17 protein-coding genes, 1 tRNA gene and 5 pseudogenes are annotated in these 16,631 nt (G+C 47.3%); 9 read left to right on the top strand and 14 right to left on the bottom strand.

Annotated elements, in window-relative coordinates; genetic code table 11:
- Positions 1 to 147 precede the first annotated feature (147 nt).
- A complete protein-coding gene (locus OGV38_RS08620) occupies positions 148 to 1,128 on the bottom strand; it encodes an IS5-like element ISKpn26 family transposase (RefSeq protein WP_000019450.1) in 981 nt (326 codons plus the stop codon).
- Positions 1,129 to 1,198: 70 nt separating this feature from the next.
- Between OGV38_RS08620 and OGV38_RS08615 the strand changes: the two are divergent.
- From OGV38_RS08615 to OGV38_RS08585, 7 genes and pseudogenes are all read left to right on the top strand, one after another.
- A pseudogene (locus OGV38_RS08615) lies at positions 1,199 to 1,801 on the top strand (fimbrial adhesin EcpD family protein); the annotation flags it as partial.
- Positions 1,798 to 2,493: a fimbrial biogenesis chaperone gene (locus tag OGV38_RS08610; RefSeq protein WP_049270880.1), complete on the top strand. Its 696-nt coding sequence runs from the start codon at positions 1,798 to 1,800 to the stop codon at positions 2,491 to 2,493. The pseudogene OGV38_RS08615 and the gene OGV38_RS08610, both read left to right, overlap by 4 nt.
- 144 nt (positions 2,494 to 2,637) lie before the next feature.
- The gene (locus tag OGV38_RS08605; protein ID WP_269518827.1) at positions 2,638 to 3,369 is read left to right on the top strand and encodes a winged helix-turn-helix domain-containing protein; all 732 of its coding nucleotides are present in this window, start codon (positions 2,638 to 2,640) and stop codon (positions 3,367 to 3,369) included.
- Positions 3,344 to 3,817: a FidL-like protein gene (locus OGV38_RS08600; protein ID WP_016155774.1), complete on the top strand. Its 474-nt coding sequence runs from the start codon at positions 3,344 to 3,346 to the stop codon at positions 3,815 to 3,817. The genes OGV38_RS08605 and OGV38_RS08600 overlap by 26 nt, the downstream gene beginning before the upstream one ends.
- A 342-nt stretch (positions 3,818 to 4,159) precedes the next feature.
- Positions 4,160 to 5,608 (top strand): annotated as a pseudogene (locus tag OGV38_RS08595) (EAL domain-containing protein).
- Between the two features lie 193 nt (positions 5,609 to 5,801).
- Complete coding sequence (locus tag OGV38_RS08590; protein WP_016155776.1) at positions 5,802 to 6,266, top strand: methyltransferase family protein; 465 nt, start codon at positions 5,802 to 5,804, stop codon at positions 6,264 to 6,266.
- 165 nt (positions 6,267 to 6,431) lie between these two features.
- Positions 6,432 to 6,507: transfer RNA gene (locus OGV38_RS08585), tRNA-Thr, on the top strand.
- A 389-nt stretch (positions 6,508 to 6,896) separates the two neighbouring features.
- Here OGV38_RS08585 and ykfI read toward each other — a convergent pair.
- The 6 genes and pseudogenes from ykfI to OGV38_RS24950 all read right to left on the bottom strand — a co-directional run.
- Complete coding sequence (ykfI, locus tag OGV38_RS08580) at positions 6,897 to 7,238, bottom strand: type IV toxin-antitoxin system toxin YkfI (protein ID WP_003031349.1); 342 nt, start codon at positions 7,236 to 7,238, stop codon at positions 6,897 to 6,899.
- A 20-nt stretch (positions 7,239 to 7,258) separates the two neighbouring features.
- Positions 7,259 to 7,576: a type IV toxin-antitoxin system YeeU family antitoxin gene (locus OGV38_RS08575; protein ID WP_003031347.1), complete on the bottom strand. Its 318-nt coding sequence runs from the start codon at positions 7,574 to 7,576 to the stop codon at positions 7,259 to 7,261.
- Positions 7,577 to 7,593: 17 nt separating this feature from the next.
- Positions 7,594 to 7,815 (bottom strand): DUF987 domain-containing protein, encoded by a 222-nt coding sequence (locus OGV38_RS08570; RefSeq protein ID WP_003031346.1) that lies wholly within the window; start codon positions 7,813 to 7,815, stop codon positions 7,594 to 7,596.
- Positions 7,816 to 7,823: 8 nt separating this feature from the next.
- Positions 7,824 to 8,300 (bottom strand): JAB domain-containing protein, encoded by a 477-nt coding sequence (locus tag OGV38_RS08565; protein WP_003031345.1) that lies wholly within the window; start codon positions 8,298 to 8,300, stop codon positions 7,824 to 7,826.
- 15 nt (positions 8,301 to 8,315) lie between these two features.
- Complete coding sequence (locus OGV38_RS08560) at positions 8,316 to 8,777, bottom strand: antirestriction protein (RefSeq protein WP_003031344.1); 462 nt, start codon at positions 8,775 to 8,777, stop codon at positions 8,316 to 8,318.
- A 112-nt stretch (positions 8,778 to 8,889) separates the two neighbouring features.
- Positions 8,890 to 8,982: pseudogene (locus OGV38_RS24950) on the bottom strand (DUF905 family protein); the annotation flags it as partial.
- 505 nt (positions 8,983 to 9,487) lie between these two features.
- On the opposite strand from OGV38_RS24950, the gene OGV38_RS08550 reads away from it, so the two are divergent.
- The gene (locus OGV38_RS08550) at positions 9,488 to 10,840 is read left to right on the top strand and encodes an SIR2 family NAD-dependent protein deacylase (RefSeq protein WP_023317204.1); all 1,353 of its coding nucleotides are present in this window, start codon (positions 9,488 to 9,490) and stop codon (positions 10,838 to 10,840) included.
- 723 nt (positions 10,841 to 11,563) lie between these two features.
- Here OGV38_RS08550 and OGV38_RS08545 read toward each other — a convergent pair.
- The 6 genes and pseudogenes from OGV38_RS08545 to OGV38_RS08520 all read right to left on the bottom strand — a co-directional run bounded on the left by OGV38_RS08545 (position 11,564) and on the right by OGV38_RS08520 (position 15,468).
- Positions 11,564 to 12,033 (bottom strand): annotated as a pseudogene (locus OGV38_RS08545) (YfjT/YkfB family phage-associated protein).
- A gap of 23 nt (positions 12,034 to 12,056) precedes the next feature.
- Positions 12,057 to 12,497 carry a YfjS/YafY family lipoprotein gene (locus OGV38_RS08540; RefSeq protein WP_003029616.1) on the bottom strand — a complete coding sequence of 147 codons (441 nt, stop codon included), beginning with the start codon at positions 12,495 to 12,497 and terminating at the stop codon, positions 12,057 to 12,059.
- Positions 12,487 to 12,732, bottom strand: coding sequence for a protein YpjK (gene ypjK, locus OGV38_RS08535; protein ID WP_003029614.1), 246 nt, complete (start codon positions 12,730 to 12,732; stop codon positions 12,487 to 12,489). Before ypjK ends, OGV38_RS08540 begins: the two co-directional genes overlap by 11 nt.
- A 40-nt stretch (positions 12,733 to 12,772) precedes the next feature.
- Positions 12,773 to 13,474 carry a DeoR family transcriptional regulator gene (locus OGV38_RS08530; RefSeq protein ID WP_003847795.1) on the bottom strand — a complete coding sequence of 234 codons (702 nt, stop codon included), beginning with the start codon at positions 13,472 to 13,474 and terminating at the stop codon, positions 12,773 to 12,775.
- A gap of 216 nt (positions 13,475 to 13,690) precedes the next feature.
- Positions 13,691 to 14,512: a DUF932 domain-containing protein gene (locus tag OGV38_RS08525; protein ID WP_003847794.1), complete on the bottom strand. Its 822-nt coding sequence runs from the start codon at positions 14,510 to 14,512 to the stop codon at positions 13,691 to 13,693.
- A 92-nt stretch (positions 14,513 to 14,604) separates the two neighbouring features.
- Positions 14,605 to 15,468: a GTPase family protein gene (locus OGV38_RS08520; protein ID WP_003847792.1), complete on the bottom strand. Its 864-nt coding sequence runs from the start codon at positions 15,466 to 15,468 to the stop codon at positions 14,605 to 14,607.
- A 429-nt stretch (positions 15,469 to 15,897) separates the two neighbouring features.
- Here OGV38_RS08520 and OGV38_RS08515 point away from each other — a divergent pair, with 429 nt between their 5' ends.
- Complete coding sequence (locus OGV38_RS08515) at positions 15,898 to 16,149, top strand: BrxR family helix-turn-helix transcriptional regulator (RefSeq protein ID WP_003847791.1); 252 nt, start codon at positions 15,898 to 15,900, stop codon at positions 16,147 to 16,149.
- Between the two features lie 15 nt (positions 16,150 to 16,164).
- On the opposite strand, the pseudogene OGV38_RS08510 reads toward OGV38_RS08515, so the two are convergent.
- Positions 16,165 to 16,631: pseudogene (locus OGV38_RS08510) on the bottom strand (IS3-like element ISEhe3 family transposase); the annotation flags it as partial.

Raw genomic sequence — 16,631 nt, 5'->3', positions numbered from 1 at the left:
GGAAGGTGCGAATAAGCAGGTCATTTCTTCCCAAGCTGACTCGCTGATTAAAATTTCGCGGATCTGGGCCGATTTTTTTCCCGCAAACACATCGAATCAGCCTATTTAGGCTATTTTTTCCACCATTTCTGGCGTTATTTCCGGTTTTTACTGAGATCTCTCCCACTGACGTATCATTTGGTCCACCCGAAACAGGTTGGCCAGGGTGAATAACATCGCCAGTTGGTTATCGTTTTTCAGCAGCCCCTTGTATCTGGCTTTCACGAAGCCGAACTGCCGCTTGATGATGCGAAACGGGTGCTCCACCCTGGCACGGATGCTGGCTTTCATGTATTCGATGTTGATGGCCGTTTTGTTCTTGCGCGGATGCTGCTTCAAGGTTTTTACCCTGCCGGGACGCTCGGCGATCAGCCAGTCCACATCCACCTCGGCCAGCTCCTCGCGCTGTGGCGCTCCTTGGTAGCCGGCATCGGCTGAGACAAATTGCTCCTCTCCATGAAGCAGATTACCCAGCTGATTGAGGTCATGCTCGTTGGCCGCGGTGGTGACCAGGCTGTGGGTCAGGCCACTCTTGGCATCGACACCAATGTGGGCCTTCATGCCAAAGTGCCACTGATTGCCTTTCTTGGTCTGATGCATCTCCGGATCGCGTTGCTGCTCTTTGTTCTTGGTAGAGCTGGGTGCCTCAATGATGGTGGCATCCACCAAAGTGCCTTGGGTCATCATGACGCCTGCTTCGGCCAGCCAGCGATTGATGGTCTTGAACAATTGACGGGCCAGTTGATGCTGCTCGAGCAGGTGGCGGAAATTCATGATGGTGGTGCGATCCGGCAGGGCGCTATCCAGGGATAATCGGGCAAACAGGCGCATGGAGGCGATTTCGTACAGGGCATCTTCCATGGCACCGTCGCTCAGGTTGTACCAATGCTGCATGCAGTGAATACGCAGCATGGTCTCCAGCGGATAGGGCCGTCGGCCATTGCCCGCCTTGGGATAAAACGGCTCGATGACAGCGGTCATATTCTGCCATGGCAGAATCTGCTCCATGCGGGAGAGGAAAATCTCTTTTCGGGTCTGACGGCGCTTAGTGCTGAATTCACTATCGGCGAAGGTGAGTTGATGGCTCATGATGTCCCTCTGGGATGCGCTCCGGATGAATATGATGATCTCATATCAGGAACTTGTTCGCACCTTCCCTAACAGTCAACCGTTTACCTTCGGTTTTTATAATGGCTTAACACCAGAGTCAGGGCACTACCAGTTTACGCCTTCGCTACAGCTCAATATTGTGCCGAAGGAGTATGGGATCAGTATCGTCTCTTCAGACAACACCGCTTCTGCGAGCGGCAGTGGCACGATTGGCGACGCCGCTCCTATAGAAATGGATTACACCGTGACAGTCTCCGGTCCTCGTCAGGCTGATAGCATTACCGCGCAAGTTATCGGGGAAAGTACGACGATAAACAGTGTGCCTTACTGTCTGTTTACCTCCCCTCAAGGCGGGCTGTCAGTCCCAATCCCTGCCTTTCTGCAGTACAACAGTCAGTCGGGGGGCGTGGTACAGAAACGAAATAGCTGTAGTGAAGCAGCAATTAATATGAGCGATGCGCAGTGGCAACAGACGCCCTGGGACGCAAATAACAATGATGATGGAAGCTATTATGCTACTGATTTGAAATTGCTTTTCCCAATGAATGATTCACGTTCGATGTTAACTGTTTCCGGTACAGATTGGGAAGGTGTCGTCAGTGCCAGTGGAGAGATAAAAGTCACGGCGAATTGGGTGGGAGTGACGCCATGAACCGCTGCCGTTTGGTGTTTAGATGGGTATTTATCTTACTTTCCGGGCTGACTATATTCTCCGCACAGGCTGTCTACCTGGAGTCGACCATTTATGAGATGCCATCGGATAAATCATTTATCAGCAAACGGATCTATAACGATAGCCAGAAACAGAATTTGTACAGTATTGGCGCAGTAAAAATTGATAAGCCGGGACCGGGAGGTGAAAACAGAAGTGCCATTGCTGAAGGCGAACTTTTGTTTACGCCACTGAATTTTTCACTGGCTCCGCAGGCGAGTGAGTTTTTTAAGATTTTCTACCGTGGACCGCAGGATGATAAAGAACGCTATTACCGAATTCTGTTTCGTGAAATGCCGATAACGCTGTTTACCGAGCGTAATCAAGGGAAAGGTGGGCAGGCTCTCCCGGTGATTGCTATGGACACCATATTGGTTGTTCGCCCGAGAAAAATGAATCTGGCCTACACCATTGATGAGGCAAACGGCACACTGAAAAACACCGGGAATACTTTTTTTAAAATCATCGTACACCTGGGGTGCAACTCCACCGATGATGACGCTACCATGCGTTATGTGTTGCCGGGTGAAACCTGGCGTAGTAGCGAATTGAAATCAAAAAACCGAAAATTTATCGTTGCATTGCAGAAATACATACCAGTAGGTCAGGGGTGCTTCAAACTCAATCAATAGTAAGTATTAAGTCTGATCCGATATGTCATGGTTAGATATCGAACCTATACTGTAACTGTCTTTATACAATGCAGTAATCAGCTCGGCACAGATGAAACTTTGGTCATTTGTACTCAACGTCACGGTATTTAAGAGTCAGGTAGTATGAACAGTATAATTAATGATCAGGTTGAGTATGATTCCACCAGAAAAAGCCTGAAACATCGCGATACTACAATAATTCTTTCGGCGTCTACCGCGAGACTACTTGAGCTATTCATTGCCCATAAAAATCAACAAGTCCACCGCGAGTTTATCATTGAAGAAGTGTGGAAAAAGCATGGCATGGCCCCATCGGGTCATAGCCTTAATAAAAGTATCAGTATTTTGCGAAAAGCATTTAGTGAGCTGGGGGCGGGTAATCCCATTGAAACGCTGCCCCGGCAGGGATTTTTGTTCCATGCTTCGATCAGCGATGAATCTTCATCTTCCTGTGTAGATGAACCCGTGCGTTCGGTAACTGAGACGGTAAACTCATCCGTAAGACCAAAACGTAAAAATTTTATTCTGTTCATTTTATTATTTGCATTTCTTGGTAGCGCTATTTTTATATTGTTAGCTCTTAATTCAAGCTCCAAAAATTTCATCTATATCAGGGCAATAGGTGATTGTGAACTTTATACTGCCGATGACAATAACGCTGGTAAAACGAAAGCATTTTTATCTTCTGATATGTGGCGAAAAGTAAATGCGGCTTGTCATGATGGCAAGAAAACAATTGTTTTTTATGATGATAATAATTTATCAGCCGACAATGATCTTAGAGAGAATTTCCTGGGGATTTGTACCTTAGAGAAAGGAGGGGTTGCCCGTGAATGTGAAAATTTTGTTTATTAGTGGGGCAATCTTTCTTGCAGCGATCACAGCATATTTTTTATATCGCCATCAAGAACCTGAGACGCTGACCTGCTCAGCCAAAAATTACCTGCATCTGGAGGCGCAAACTCAGGGTGTAAAAATTGAAGGTGAAGTTCTGCTGGTTTTTCGTATTTCTTCTGCTACCGAAGGGCGGGTATCTCAGGTAGGAAGCCTCAATATTCAGGGTAAACATTATGCTGTAGATCGTAATGTTGTCCTGAATTTTATTGGTAAAGATCGTGATGGTTACCTACAGACTCGTCGTGTAGCTATTGTTAAAAATAAAAATGACAATGTTCCTGATGAAGTTACCGAACAACTCATGTCGCGACAGGATATTTTCTATTATAAGGTCATCCATATCACCGAAAATGTCTATGCGATCAGAGATCTGCGACGTACGCTAATGGTTTGTCGGGCAGCATGAGTAGCTATAATGTGTTATTCTTATGGTTTTAGTGGCTGTATATTTTGTCGTTGCTAGTGTTTGTGGTTTTTTGTTTTGTCTTGCAGTGAAAATAAGTAAAAGGATTTGTACTGGTGAAGAATTAGGAGTTTTCCTTTTTCAATATTTAAAATGGCCTTAACATTTAATGGTAATACTCATATGGATAATCGTGATTATAAATTCTGAAACTACGTGATATGACTTACGGATAAAGTTAATTCGCGGACCGCATTGTAATTGTTGGAGGCTAAAGGTGTTGTATATTCTCTCGTGTATAAAACGAGGGACCTGCTATGCCATAAATTTAAGTTGGTGGTAATTATGAATACGAAAAAGGTTTTTCTGCTCAGTTATGATATTTTTCTTTTCTCAGGGATAAAAGCGTGGTTGCCAAATCTGGTGTTAGTCGATGCGCGGACATTTATTTCAGGTTCACAGTCAATTATTCCACGGTACCCATCCTGTTTACTGTTGATCGATAACCGGTTACCTTTATTCCTGGTCAGGAAGTGGTTTCAGAGAAATAGCACGCAGTTTATCAATATAAACTGTATTGTTCTTCGGATGAATGAAACCCGTTCTGTTAATCGGGGGTACGAGGAGTATGCATTCATTAATGGACGGGAATTATCGGATCAACTGATTTCTCAGTTGAGAGCCAATCTAATGGCACCCAATGAGGTTGCGGAAGTCACTAAAGGTTCAACGATGTTTACGTTTCATTTGACTGAGTTTGAAGAGGAAATGCTGTATGCATCTTTCACAAAGGAAAAACTGCACGATTTTTGTATTGCTAACTCGATAACAATTAAGTCAGTGTATCGATATCGAGAACGAATTACCGCTCGTCTGGGATTTACTCATTTTAATGAAACTATCATTTTTTTAACCAGGAATAATCTATTGCATGAAAGTTCCCCGACGAATAGTCATTCTGGTGAAAATGTAATATACGGCGAAGAATATGATGTCTCAGATTCTGGTCGACTGAGTATGGCAATAAGGAATGAAGAAATCATTCCTTATTTTCAACCCATCGTAAATATCAACGGAGACGTCTGTGGTGTTGAGGTTTTGGCTCGTTGGCCACAGGGGCATAATTATGCTATTTCTCAGCGTGAGTTTATACCGCTAGCTGAAAAAAGTGGTTTAATGAATGAGTTAACGAGCTATTTAATGACTACCGTCGCGCGTAATCTGGTCGACGGAAGCGAGGGTTTCAATAAAAATTTATTCGTCTCCTTTAATGTGAGTCCATCAGGTTTAAGTAACCCCGTTTTTTATTGGGAGTGCCTTAATTTTATGGAAATAACGCAAAGGCTACCGATAAAATTGATGATTGAAATAACTGAAAACCAGACTCTCACTATTACTCCTGCAATCAAAGAGCTGATACGATCGTTGCGAAACTGAGGGGTTCTGTTTGCTTTAGATGATTTTGGGACGGGATACGCTAACCTTTGCTATCTCAATGAGTTAGACCTGGATGTTATAAAAATTGATAAAACGTTTATCAAAGCTATTAAAGAAGTTGAGCAACATATCCCTATGCTCGAGTCGATCATTCACCTTTCCGAACTCCTGGGGTTACGCATGGTGGCGGAAGGCGTTGAATATGGCTATCAGCAGCAATGGTTGGGGAAAAATAATGTTGATTACCTGCAGGGTTATCAATTTTTACCGCCAGTGACGTTTGATGATTTTATGCGTTACTACAAGCAGTCTTTAGATTTTTTTGAATCAGCGTCGGATTCTACTTTCTCAACGTAAAGCCTTTCGGGAACATCAGGGGCGGATGCCTCTGATGCAGGTATTTTTGTCGAGGTGAGTACGATAACTCCCGCCTGTCTGGTGAAGGCGATTGCCTGTTGTGATTGAGGCATCGTTTGTTTATGTATCTAATACGGGGTATTTATAGCGGTATCAGCGTTAATTAAACCGATGCCGAGGTGAGTTCCTGGCCATGCGTCATTTCCTGACAAAATTAAGAGTCTGGTTTCCGCCGCCTCTTATCTTAGTACTTTTTCTCGTTACGGATGTGCTGACGGCGAGTCCGCGTTTCACATTCGGCGGGGTGAATATCGTGATATGCGCATTGCTGGCCGGCGTCAGTCTGTTGGTGATATTGCATACCGCGTGGCAGATGCGGATGAAACGTACGACCCTGAATCCGCTGCATGCACATAAATCGACCACGCTTGTTACCGACGGATGTTACGCCTGGAGCCGCAACCCGATCTACCTTGGTATGAGTGGACTCCAGTTGGCCTTTGCTCTTTACATCGGTAGCCTGACTGGAGTACTGGCTGTACCGGTGTTTATGCTGGCGGTTGCCAGATTGCATATCGATTTTGAAGAGGAACAACTGCGAAAACATTTCGGGCTGGAATGGGAGCGCTATGAACAACACGTTCGCCGCTGGTTATAGTAATACCCGACCGCGTATAAGCATGCCTGTAACGACACGATTCGTGCGTAATTGAAACCGGATGATGCAAAAATAGGCGTTTGATTCGCAAGGCCATTGACGCATCGCCCGGTTAGTTTTAACCTTCTACCCCGTGCTCACATTCGTGGACATGTCCTTTTCAGGGCCGATATAGCTCAGTTGGTAGAGCAGCGCATTCGTAATGCGAAGGTCGTAGGTTCGACTCCTATTATCGGCACCATTAAAATCAAATTCTTACGTAAGATCTTATCATTCTCCCACCAAAAAATTATTTTCATGTAACAGCTGGTGTAAGTAAATTCTATCAACGAAGATCAATCTTATCTACTGACCAAAAAGGCCTGATAGGGCTTCGCTCACTATACATCCGTGGCTGCAGGTTTAGTTGTCCATGTCTACACCACTCCTAAATTTAATGTGTTGGCAATGTGTTCAATAAAGCTCGAACAAATTAGCTCATTATGATCGGTTAATACTTCAACTTCTGGTTGCATGATTGTTTGTCCGTAAAAAGATAACGCGCCCGCCGGGTAGTAGCAGGCGCATTACGCAATAGGTAAACAAGGGAGGAAGTTCAGAAATGTAAATCGGGAAGGTTGTACGCAATGTTCATCGTACTACGTTGTTACGGCTTTGCCGCAACAAGCCAGTTGCCTGCCGCGCTCGCAGAATGTCTACAGCCCGGAGATAAGGAGATTGTTCCTGCCAGCTAAATCCCTTCCTGTCTATACGAACCAGCTCGTATTTTTCTACCAGAAAATTCACGGCATCGGCTAGGGTGATACCGGCATCGATGTGTTCCTTAATCACAGCCTCATTGCAGAATGGCGTGTCGTTTATTGTCAGACCATAGTGCTGTTCCAGCAGACGTGTCAGTAACATTTGCCAGACAGCCACGGGTGACAGGCAGGGCTTCACCGCCCGCTGAGTTGTTGCAGGTAAAGTTTTCATGTTTGCTCTCGTGAAGGTAATTAACGCTGAGTGGGGTAAATGGCGATGTATACGTAGCCGCAACTGCCAAGGGTGTCGGCTTCGCAGGTTAAATCGTTGTGGTACAGGGTAACGCAGTGGGCATGGTGGGTGCTGAGTTCACCAGTGGTCAGCATCGATTCCATCTGGCGGATAAAGTGCGGGAATGTTTCATCCAGCTTCCGGTATTCGATGTCACTGAACTTGCCGGTCATGCTGGCCCGGTCAGCCAGATAATGCAGTCGGTTGCCTTCCTGCACCAGACGGGCTCCCAGACGTGGCGTGATATCACGCTGCAGACCCCATGTGATTTTGCTCATTGATAACCTCTTTATTGTCAGTTCAGGGTGATGCTCATCAGGCAGGCATAAGGCCCCTCGCGGTCCTGGCGGCGTTCGGCGTATACCGCCAGGACTCCTGTGATATCCGGAACGTCCCTGCCGGTGTAATGGCAGACGCTACCGTGCCACTGGTATTTGCCGGTGCAGAAACGAAAGATTCGGGACTCAGGATGCTGGCGGTATATCGTCATTGCCCGGCGTTTACTGATAATTTTCATGTAATACCTCACAGCAGACCGTGTTCTGCGAACGAATAGATTTGCCTGCCGCCGACAATCAGATGGTCAGGGACACGGATATCCACCAGTTGAAGTACCTGAACCAGTCGCTGCGTGAGGGCTTTGTCAGCCTGGCTGGGCGTCGTCTCGCCGGAAGGATGGTTATGCGCCAGTATTACCGCTGCCGCGTTGAAGTACAGAGCGCGCTTGACCACCTCGCGGGGATGTACCTCGGTACTGCTAATAGAACCGGCAAACAGGGTTTCGTGGGCAATCAACTGGTTCTGCTGGTTCAGATACAGCACCCGGAACTCTTCCCGTTCAAGCGCGGCCATATGCAGCCGCAACCACTCCCGGACGGCATGAGTGGAGGTGAAGGCTACCCCAGGCTCATGCAGGTGCCGCTCCAGAGCCCTGAGCGCCCGCTGAATGAGACGCCGGTCCTGTGGCGTTATCTCGCCGGGTAAAAAGGAAAGCTGTTTCATTCGTTGCTCCTCCGGTCAGTCAATGATACGCAAAATGGCGTGGGCTTCAGAATGCTGCAGGGCATAGTCCCGCAGGCGGTAATAGTGCGCGGTCATTGCGTCACACTCTGTACGGCAGGCGTGATGGCTGTATTCAATCAGGCAGACAGCAATGCCTGCGGCTTCAGCACTCATGTCCGCGCCATTGCCGTTCATACCGTTGAACAGATGCCATTTATCGTCAACGTCAGCATCAGGGGCCATAAACGCGCCGCCATTGCTGAGCGTGTAAAAGGACCAGATACCACTGTTGTACTCGTCACAGAAGCGGTCCATCCAGGCGAAAATGCGGGGTTCCAGCGTTATCCATTGTGGGATAGAGCCAAAGTACTGCGGCCAGAAGCAGATACGCTGTTCGTCGGGTATCTGCGTTACGGTCAGTTCAAATTCGGATTCGTTAGCAGCAGATGCGAGGTTGTTTTTTGTCGCTGTTGTCATGGGTGTGTCTCCGTCAATAAAAAAACGCCAGCGGCGACGGCTGGCGTATGCGGTAATAATGAGTGTTCGGGAAGATTAAATGTTGCTGGTAAATCATGCGGAGCCAGCAGATGGATACGTCCGTACAGATGCCTGGCTTGCGGGTATAGCGGTTAAGACCTTCACCGGCATCCGGTTCAAAGTTCCATGCCTGCCCTAGTCGTCTTCAATGTTAACGCCGGTGATACTGGCAGGAACTAATGGCCCTGCTGCGCAATCAGCCGATACCCACTACGGTAGGTCATAAAGCGATTAGTGAAACGACTTCAAACCTTCAGAATTATTCATTACTCCCCCCCTGAAAAATAATAAAAAAGCGGCAGAATCGTGAGATTCTGCCGTTAGTTGTGTATGTTCAGAGGAATGATATATATCTGAATATTTTTATAATGCTGATAGGCCGTTTTGTGCCAGGAGCGGACATTTTGTCTCTCGATTCAGGCGGCCAAATTCAGTAAACCACTTCATACTCACTGATCAGCCGCGATGTGTGCGCTGTGTTGCCGTTATTGCAATCACATCCTAAGAAGATTTCTGAGAAACGCAATTAACTTCAATGATATTATATACAAAGGAAACGCTGGGAAACCGGGGTAAAGTTTGGGTGTCACAAAGCCCCGAACCGTTTCGCGGTGCATCACATAGCAATCACCTATCCCTGAGGTAACTATATGGACTTTACGGAATATCAAGAAGAAATAATCGAAGATGTTAAATCTTGCCTTGAAAACTTACAAGTCCAACCCATTTTATTCATGGGTGCAGGTATTTCACAACGATATATAAAAGCGCCTGACTGGGAAGGTCTATTAAAGCAACTAGCGGAAATATGCCCCTTGATCAAACGCCCTTATGGTTACTACAGCCAAACAAAGGGTGATAACAAACCTTTGATTGCTAGCGATTTTTGTGACTTCTATGCTGAATGGGCTTGGGATGATGGCAAGGATCGCTATCCAGAGACATACTTTGAAGGAACGACTCCAAAAGATATTTATATTAAGCATGAAATTGCATCCATTCTGAATGAATTATCAAACTCCGTTGATTTCTCGAACATGGAATATACAGAGGAAGTTCAGAAATTAAGGAAAGTAAAACCTCATGCAATAATCACAACAAATTATGACGACACATTAGAAAAAATATTTGACAATTATCAGGCAATAGTTGGTCATAACGTTGTTAAAGTGAATTATTCATCTTATGGCGAAATCATGAAAATTCATGGTAGCAGTCATGAAGTTGAAAGTATTGTTATTACAAATGAAGATTATGTTGATTTCTATAAACGTAAGAAATATATCAGTGCTAAGTTGCTAACATATTTTGCTGAACACCCCTTGTTTTTCTTTGGGTACAGTATCAATGATGAAAACATAAAGGCAATTCTCTCTGATATAGATGAAATCATCGCTCCCAATAATGCATTGATTCCAAATATTTATCTTGTCTCCTTCAGTAAGGACTGCGAGGCCACTGGTTCTCATCAAAAGGAATTGCTAATCGGTGTTGGTGAGAATAAAAGCGTTCGAATCAAGGTGATATACGCAAATAATTTTGGTTGGATTTTTGATGCGTTATCATCTAATACACCGGAAATTAGCGTTAATCCAAAACTTGTGCGTGCATTTCTAGCCAGAACGTACACATTCGCATCAGAATCCCTTGTTAAACAAGAACTTCCATACGATTTTGAGATGTTCCGCAATATTGCAGAGCATGATGATGCATTAGCAAAAATGTATGGTATCGCTGAACTCAATAATGGGCAGGCACTAAATGCTAGTTTCCCATATACAATGTCTGATCTGGCAAGGATTCTCGACATGGGATCGTGGCACTATGTTAATCAAGAATTCGAAAAATTAAGAAAACTAACCGACTTCAACATTAAAGCATCAGACAACAATTATCATGTTTTCATTAAATCTGGGAAAAGTGGTGTCGGAAAATACTCATCTGAGGCACTTGACTTATTGCGAAAATTAATAAACGGGGAACAGTTTGAGTTAAACCCATAATTAAAGATGATGCACACAATGACGTTATATTAAAGAGGCCGCTGCGAGAGACTTTTTTGCAGCAGCCTTTTCAACATATGGGCATTTCTAACGAACCAGTGATTAGACATTTTCACTGAATCTTGACATTTCTGCCTGAGTTAAATAGTTTTTTACAGTTGTTTTACGTCCGATCCTCGCTCACAGCGGACCTTCAATCCAGTAAGTATGTCGGCTTCGTGCTATGAGTCCAGCGATTATTGCAAGAATCGAAATACGCTAACCAACTGGGATCGGGGTACGTCGGCAATCGAAGCTGCAGGCAGGTAGCTCCTGCAGCCAGTATTGTTAACATTTCAACAGCAGCACTCTGCTTCTTTTTCACTACATTCTTCACAAATTCTGCAAGAGCAGAAGTCCTCAAGGTTATTGCACTGGCTACATTTTTTGCAGGTACAGTCCGACTCTTTCTCGTCACAGTTCTCACAAGTTCCACAAGTACATGCACTCATCATGTGTGCACACTTATCACAAATTTTATCCATAGTTTCTCTCAACCGCTAAATAAACAATCTCAACATAACACGTGATTATTTTATCATTGCTATATAGTCAACTAAAACTGGCCACTGCGCTCATTATTCGGAAGTGCCTGGACTAATCGGTGGAAATAAAAAATGAAAAAAATAAACCCTGACTGCTCCTGGCAGTCAGGTATGTTGTTATGGATGGAAAGCACAACTGTCACTCGTTAGTGCAGTCTGCTAATGTTGGCAGTGCCTTCGTAGCGTTCGTCAGGTCAACGCTGAAGGTCCCCGCTTTGCGGTCATTGACGTAGACGTCGAACTGCCTGGCCTTACGGATATCCATGATGAAACTAAACCAGGCATTATCCCCGTTACGCCAGCCAAGGGTTGAGGGAATGGCGTATTGCTTATGGGGCCCATCACCACTGTGATGTCGGTACTGTCATCATGCGAGCTGATCGTTTTATCCCCTGCGAGGGTCAGAAAAACCGATTGCTGGTAAATACCGTTCTGGTCCGGATTTTCCGTGCAGTTGATGGTAAACATCTTTCCGCTGCTATCCGTCACACTGTATTCCGCATTGCCCTGACCGTACCCCTGTTGCCAGAGTCCCGAAACCGCAGAGGCATTGAAGCTGACAAGCAGCACGCCAGCGAGCATGAGCCGACTTAAAGAATTTATTTTCATTTCTGTCTCCTTTGTCTTTGTATTTATTCCCGGTTATCAGGATTTGAGGGTATCAGCAGCCGTCCCATCAGTTTGCCGTCATGGGAATATTCAAGGAAACGCTCCCGGGTGCGCGGGTCCGTTTTCTCGTGGTATTCCAGGCTGATGTTGTCGGCAATACACAGCGCATTCATCAGCGGCTGCACGGTTTTCTCCTCCATATCCACGAGGTAGTAGTAACAGCCACCCTCGCAGCCATCGGGCGACTGACGGGTACGTAAGACCTGCATAGTGGGACCAGAAAGAGCAATCTGCGACCACTCTTCCCTGACATCATCCTGACGGCTCACCACATCGCTGAAGCGCGGAGGCGTGAGGTCCTTAAATTTACTGATAGCTTTCAGGTCATCACTCCTGTCATCGCAAGCGCTCAGAAACAGAGTGGAGGCAACCAGCGCCAGTAGAGGTAGTGTTTTACGTTTCATTATTTTTTCCTGAAATCAGACGAACCACTTTGGTAAAGACATAAATCCCCACGAAAATACCCACCGGCACGCCGACGAACGGCGTCAGCGCGACACTGGCAGCACCGGCTGCGCCACCTCCCGTCAGTAGTGCGGCAACGGTTGCAAGTGTCAGGGCCGTGAGGCTGTCGGACACTCCAGTTTTGTTCAGAATGATGACGATGATAACAATGGCGATAATGGCAATAACAGGCACTGGGCTCCTCCCTGTTGCCGGGTTGATAACAACGCCTGCGCTATTCCGGTGGGCTGTCAGCCGGAACAAACGTAAGCAGTGAATGCTGGATAAAGCGAAAATGGGGTAAGGCCTGAATGAAGACCGGGTCTTCAGTCAGGCGGCACAGACTGTCATTCCGGCGAAAAGTCTCCTGCAAAGGCTGAATCAGATGGATTTCATCAAGTGTGAATAAGGCGATATGCCCTTCGTGTTCAGCCACCAGATACCAGGTCTGCTGGTGGATGAGTAACCGGCAGGGAGCCAGGCGCTCACAGCGTCGCCCCTCCGCAATCAGCGTCACCCGCCTGCGCCCGGTAATGGCCTGAATCAGTCTCCAGAAAGACAATGCTCCTGAAGGCGAAGGCACCGGATTGGCTGGTGCTATCATGCAGGGAGACTCATCGCACATCAGCAGAGCATTCACCAGACGGCGGTCAAGGCCGGGAAAAAGCCCGGCCAGCCCGCTGCGGTGGGCAAAGATAAGCACGTCGGGCACCATCTGCATCTCGCTGCCAGCAGTGCGTAAGCGGCAGTATCCGGATTGATACTCCAGGTCCAGATACATCAGCCGCTCACGAAAATCACGCCGCAGCGTGCGCACCGACACACCAAACTCAGCGGCCAGTTTGCGCACACTCAACGTTTCACCCGCCACCAGACGGCTGATTATCAGTGACAGCCTGACAGCCAGCCGGTCATGGCGGCGTTCTGCCTGTGTCATGAGAGGTTCTCCAGGAAAGTTAACTGACTGAAAATGATGTGATTACTTTAAAGAGGGGGGCGGACAGGGTATGGACAACGCAGAAACTATTTTTTATTTCTGCAAAAGCCAGATGTAATGGGGGTTAAAGGCTATAACCGGAGGATTGAGGCACACGAGCACATAGCGATGCGGACAGGTGGTGTCCGATATTAACAACGCGGTAACATCAAGCAGCTACTGCAGCTGCGTGAGCAGCGTTTCCGCCATCACCCACAGTGCCCGGTTAAGCTTCACGTCCCCGTCAATGCCACGCACAGCACGGGTATGCGACCGTCCGCCTTTGGCATTACGGCCACTGAGCCCACCTTTAATCAGGTTCTCCTGAATACGCTGCCAGGTAGTCCACAGGTCGTTGCTTTCGTCCTGCCAGCGGCGCGGGGAGAGTATCTGCGATTCAGTAACCGGCTGGTGGTCCTCACCAAAGCGATACGTCAGCGCGGCTTTTGCCAGTGCCTGCTGCGCAGGTGGTGGTAACAGCAACGACTGCATGGCATCCCGCTTTTCTTCCACGCGATCAAAAATCCCCAGCACTTCATACGCTCCCTCAATCACCTGGCTCACCACATCCCCCTTGTGCGGCACCCGTACCTCGCCAAAGGATTCGCCGCAGACAAGACCGTTTTGGCACACAGCCCTGAACAGGCCCGGCAACATCTGGTAAGAACTTGTGCCATCATGGGAGTTAAGCAGGATAATTTCAGGCACCTGTTTACCGGTAATCTGTCCCTCCCGACGCAGGCGCAACATATGCTTCGTATGTTCACGACGACCAGGGTCACGAACACGGGTCTGACAGGCAAAGAACGGCTGAAAGCCCTCCCGATGCAGACTGTCCAGCAGAGAGATGGTGGGAATATATGTGTAACGTTCACTACGGGATTCGTGTTTGTCCTCGCTGAATACGCTGGGTACCACGCGAAACAGCTCTTCACGGGTTAACGGACGGTCACGACGAATAAGATTTGCAGCGCCAAAGCGCGAAGCCAGACGGGTCATAAGCAGATTCCTCATAATGGGGAAAACAAACAAAAGAAAGCCCTGTCGCACTAGCGACAGGGCTCGGGAAAGAACAGACAGGCGTTAAACGTTCAGAAGAAGAAATTCCAGACAGCCCGGGCAACGGACACCACGGTGTCACGGACGGCCTGTATTACGGCCCGTACCGGAGCCGGTATCAGTGGGAAAGCACTTACCGTGTCCAGTACCGCGCCGACCGTTTCACCAAAATCGTCACGTGCTTTTTCCTGGACTGTCGTTGTGCGAAAGGGAGACTGCAGTTGCGCCACCACCGGGCTACTGGCTTCACGTGGCAGACACTTTATCATCCGCTCGGCCATCACCCGTAACCCCCACTGCAGACGGACCGACACCGCACACACCGGATGTACAGGTTGAAACAGCTCGTGCAGCAGGCAGATTTTGCGGCTGAGATTCTGCTTCTGCGCCGTGGACAATTGACCACTACCGCTGGTGGGTTCAGTCTTGTCCGACTGGCTGATAACAAACAGCACCTTATGCCGGTATGACTCACCAATTACCTGATGATAAAAATGCTCATCCACCGCCAGCGCCCGATCATCGGCCTTGATCAGCCACAATACCAGGTCAAGTCGGGGAAGTTGCTGACGGTAAAGTGCAGCGTATTCCGCATCCCTGCGTTCACTTTCACCGACACCCGGCAAATCAACCAACGTCATAAAACGCTCGCCCAGTTGCAGCCGAAAACTCAGCGGATTACGGGTGCAGGCTGTGACATCGCTGACCGGGGATACATCACCAGCAAAAAGGGCATTGCAAAGGCTACTCTTTCCCGCTCCGGTTTTACCCAGAATACCTATCACTGGCTCGTAGTCTGTTAACTGGTTTATTTGCTGTAGAATCCGCTCTGATGCCCATTGTGGCAGACCAGAAAGCGATTGCTGAAATGACTTCAAACCTTCAGAATTGTTCATTACTACTCCTCTGAAAAATAATACAAAAACGGCAGAATCGTGAGATTCTGCCGTTAACCAGGTATGTTCAGAAGAATGATATCTATCTGAAAATAATTTGAATTAAGGTAGATGACGAGCCACTGCCGCCTGTGCTCTCGGTCCCTGAGTCGTTAGGTAATTCTGGTATCGCTCATCCCCAGACCAGAACAGTAGATAAGGGCAAATTGCCTGAGGGGGCTATATGGCATTGGGCAGCAAGGTTTTATAGTTGGATGGCATAAATATAACGGTATAGAAGCATCAGCCTATACGATGACTGTCTACGTTTAAGCCATAAATTCTAGCTGTTACATAAGTATTAATGCTGATTATCATCAATTTGATTATAACCATGGCATTTTATGGATTATCATATTAAATATTCATTTTTTCCTATAGTGATAATTCATGCTTGGTTCCCCTTCTAAGCGGCTTGAGGACTTGAGTCTGGTCCAGCGCGATCGGCTGGCCTACATAGATTTTCGGCTCTACTTCTTCGGTGAGATCGGTCGCCCAGATCTGATTGAGCGCTTCGGCGTGGCTCCAGCAGGGGCGACTCGCGATTTGGCTTTGTATCGGGAAATCGTGCCGCATAACATCACCTTCGATGGTAGCAACAAGATCTATCGCATCGGGCAGGCGTTTTCCCCGTTGTTCTGAATCGCCACGGATAATCTAGACACTTCCGAGCCGTTGATAATACTGGTTTTCATATTCTGTCGGTGACATCTGATCGCTGGAACCATGCCGACGCTTACTGTTATAAAACATTTCGATGTAATCAAAAATATCGCTGCGGGCTTCCTCCCGCGTTCCGTAGATCTTTTTCTTTATCCGTTCGCGTTTCAACAACTGGAAAAAGCTTTCTGCAACCGCATTATCGTGGCAGTTACCGCGACGGCTCATGCTGCCCTCCAGTCCGTGTGATTTCAGGAACGACTGCCACTCATGGCTTGTGTACTGACTGCCCTGATCCGAATGAACCAGCACCTGTTTTTGGGGATTACGCCGCCATACAGCCATCAGCAGTGCGTTCAGGACAATGTCCTTTGTCATCCGGGATTGCATGGACCAGCCGATAATTTTGCGTGAGAACAGATCAACAACCACAGCAAGATACAGCCAGCCTTCGTGGGTCCTGA

The organism is Citrobacter sp. Cb080 (genome assembly GCF_030334745.1).
Taxonomy (GTDB): Bacteria; Pseudomonadota; Gammaproteobacteria; order Enterobacterales; family Enterobacteriaceae; genus Citrobacter; species Citrobacter braakii.
The sequence above is the reverse complement of the archived record's forward strand: the minus strand, read 5'-3'. Positions and strand labels throughout refer to the sequence as shown.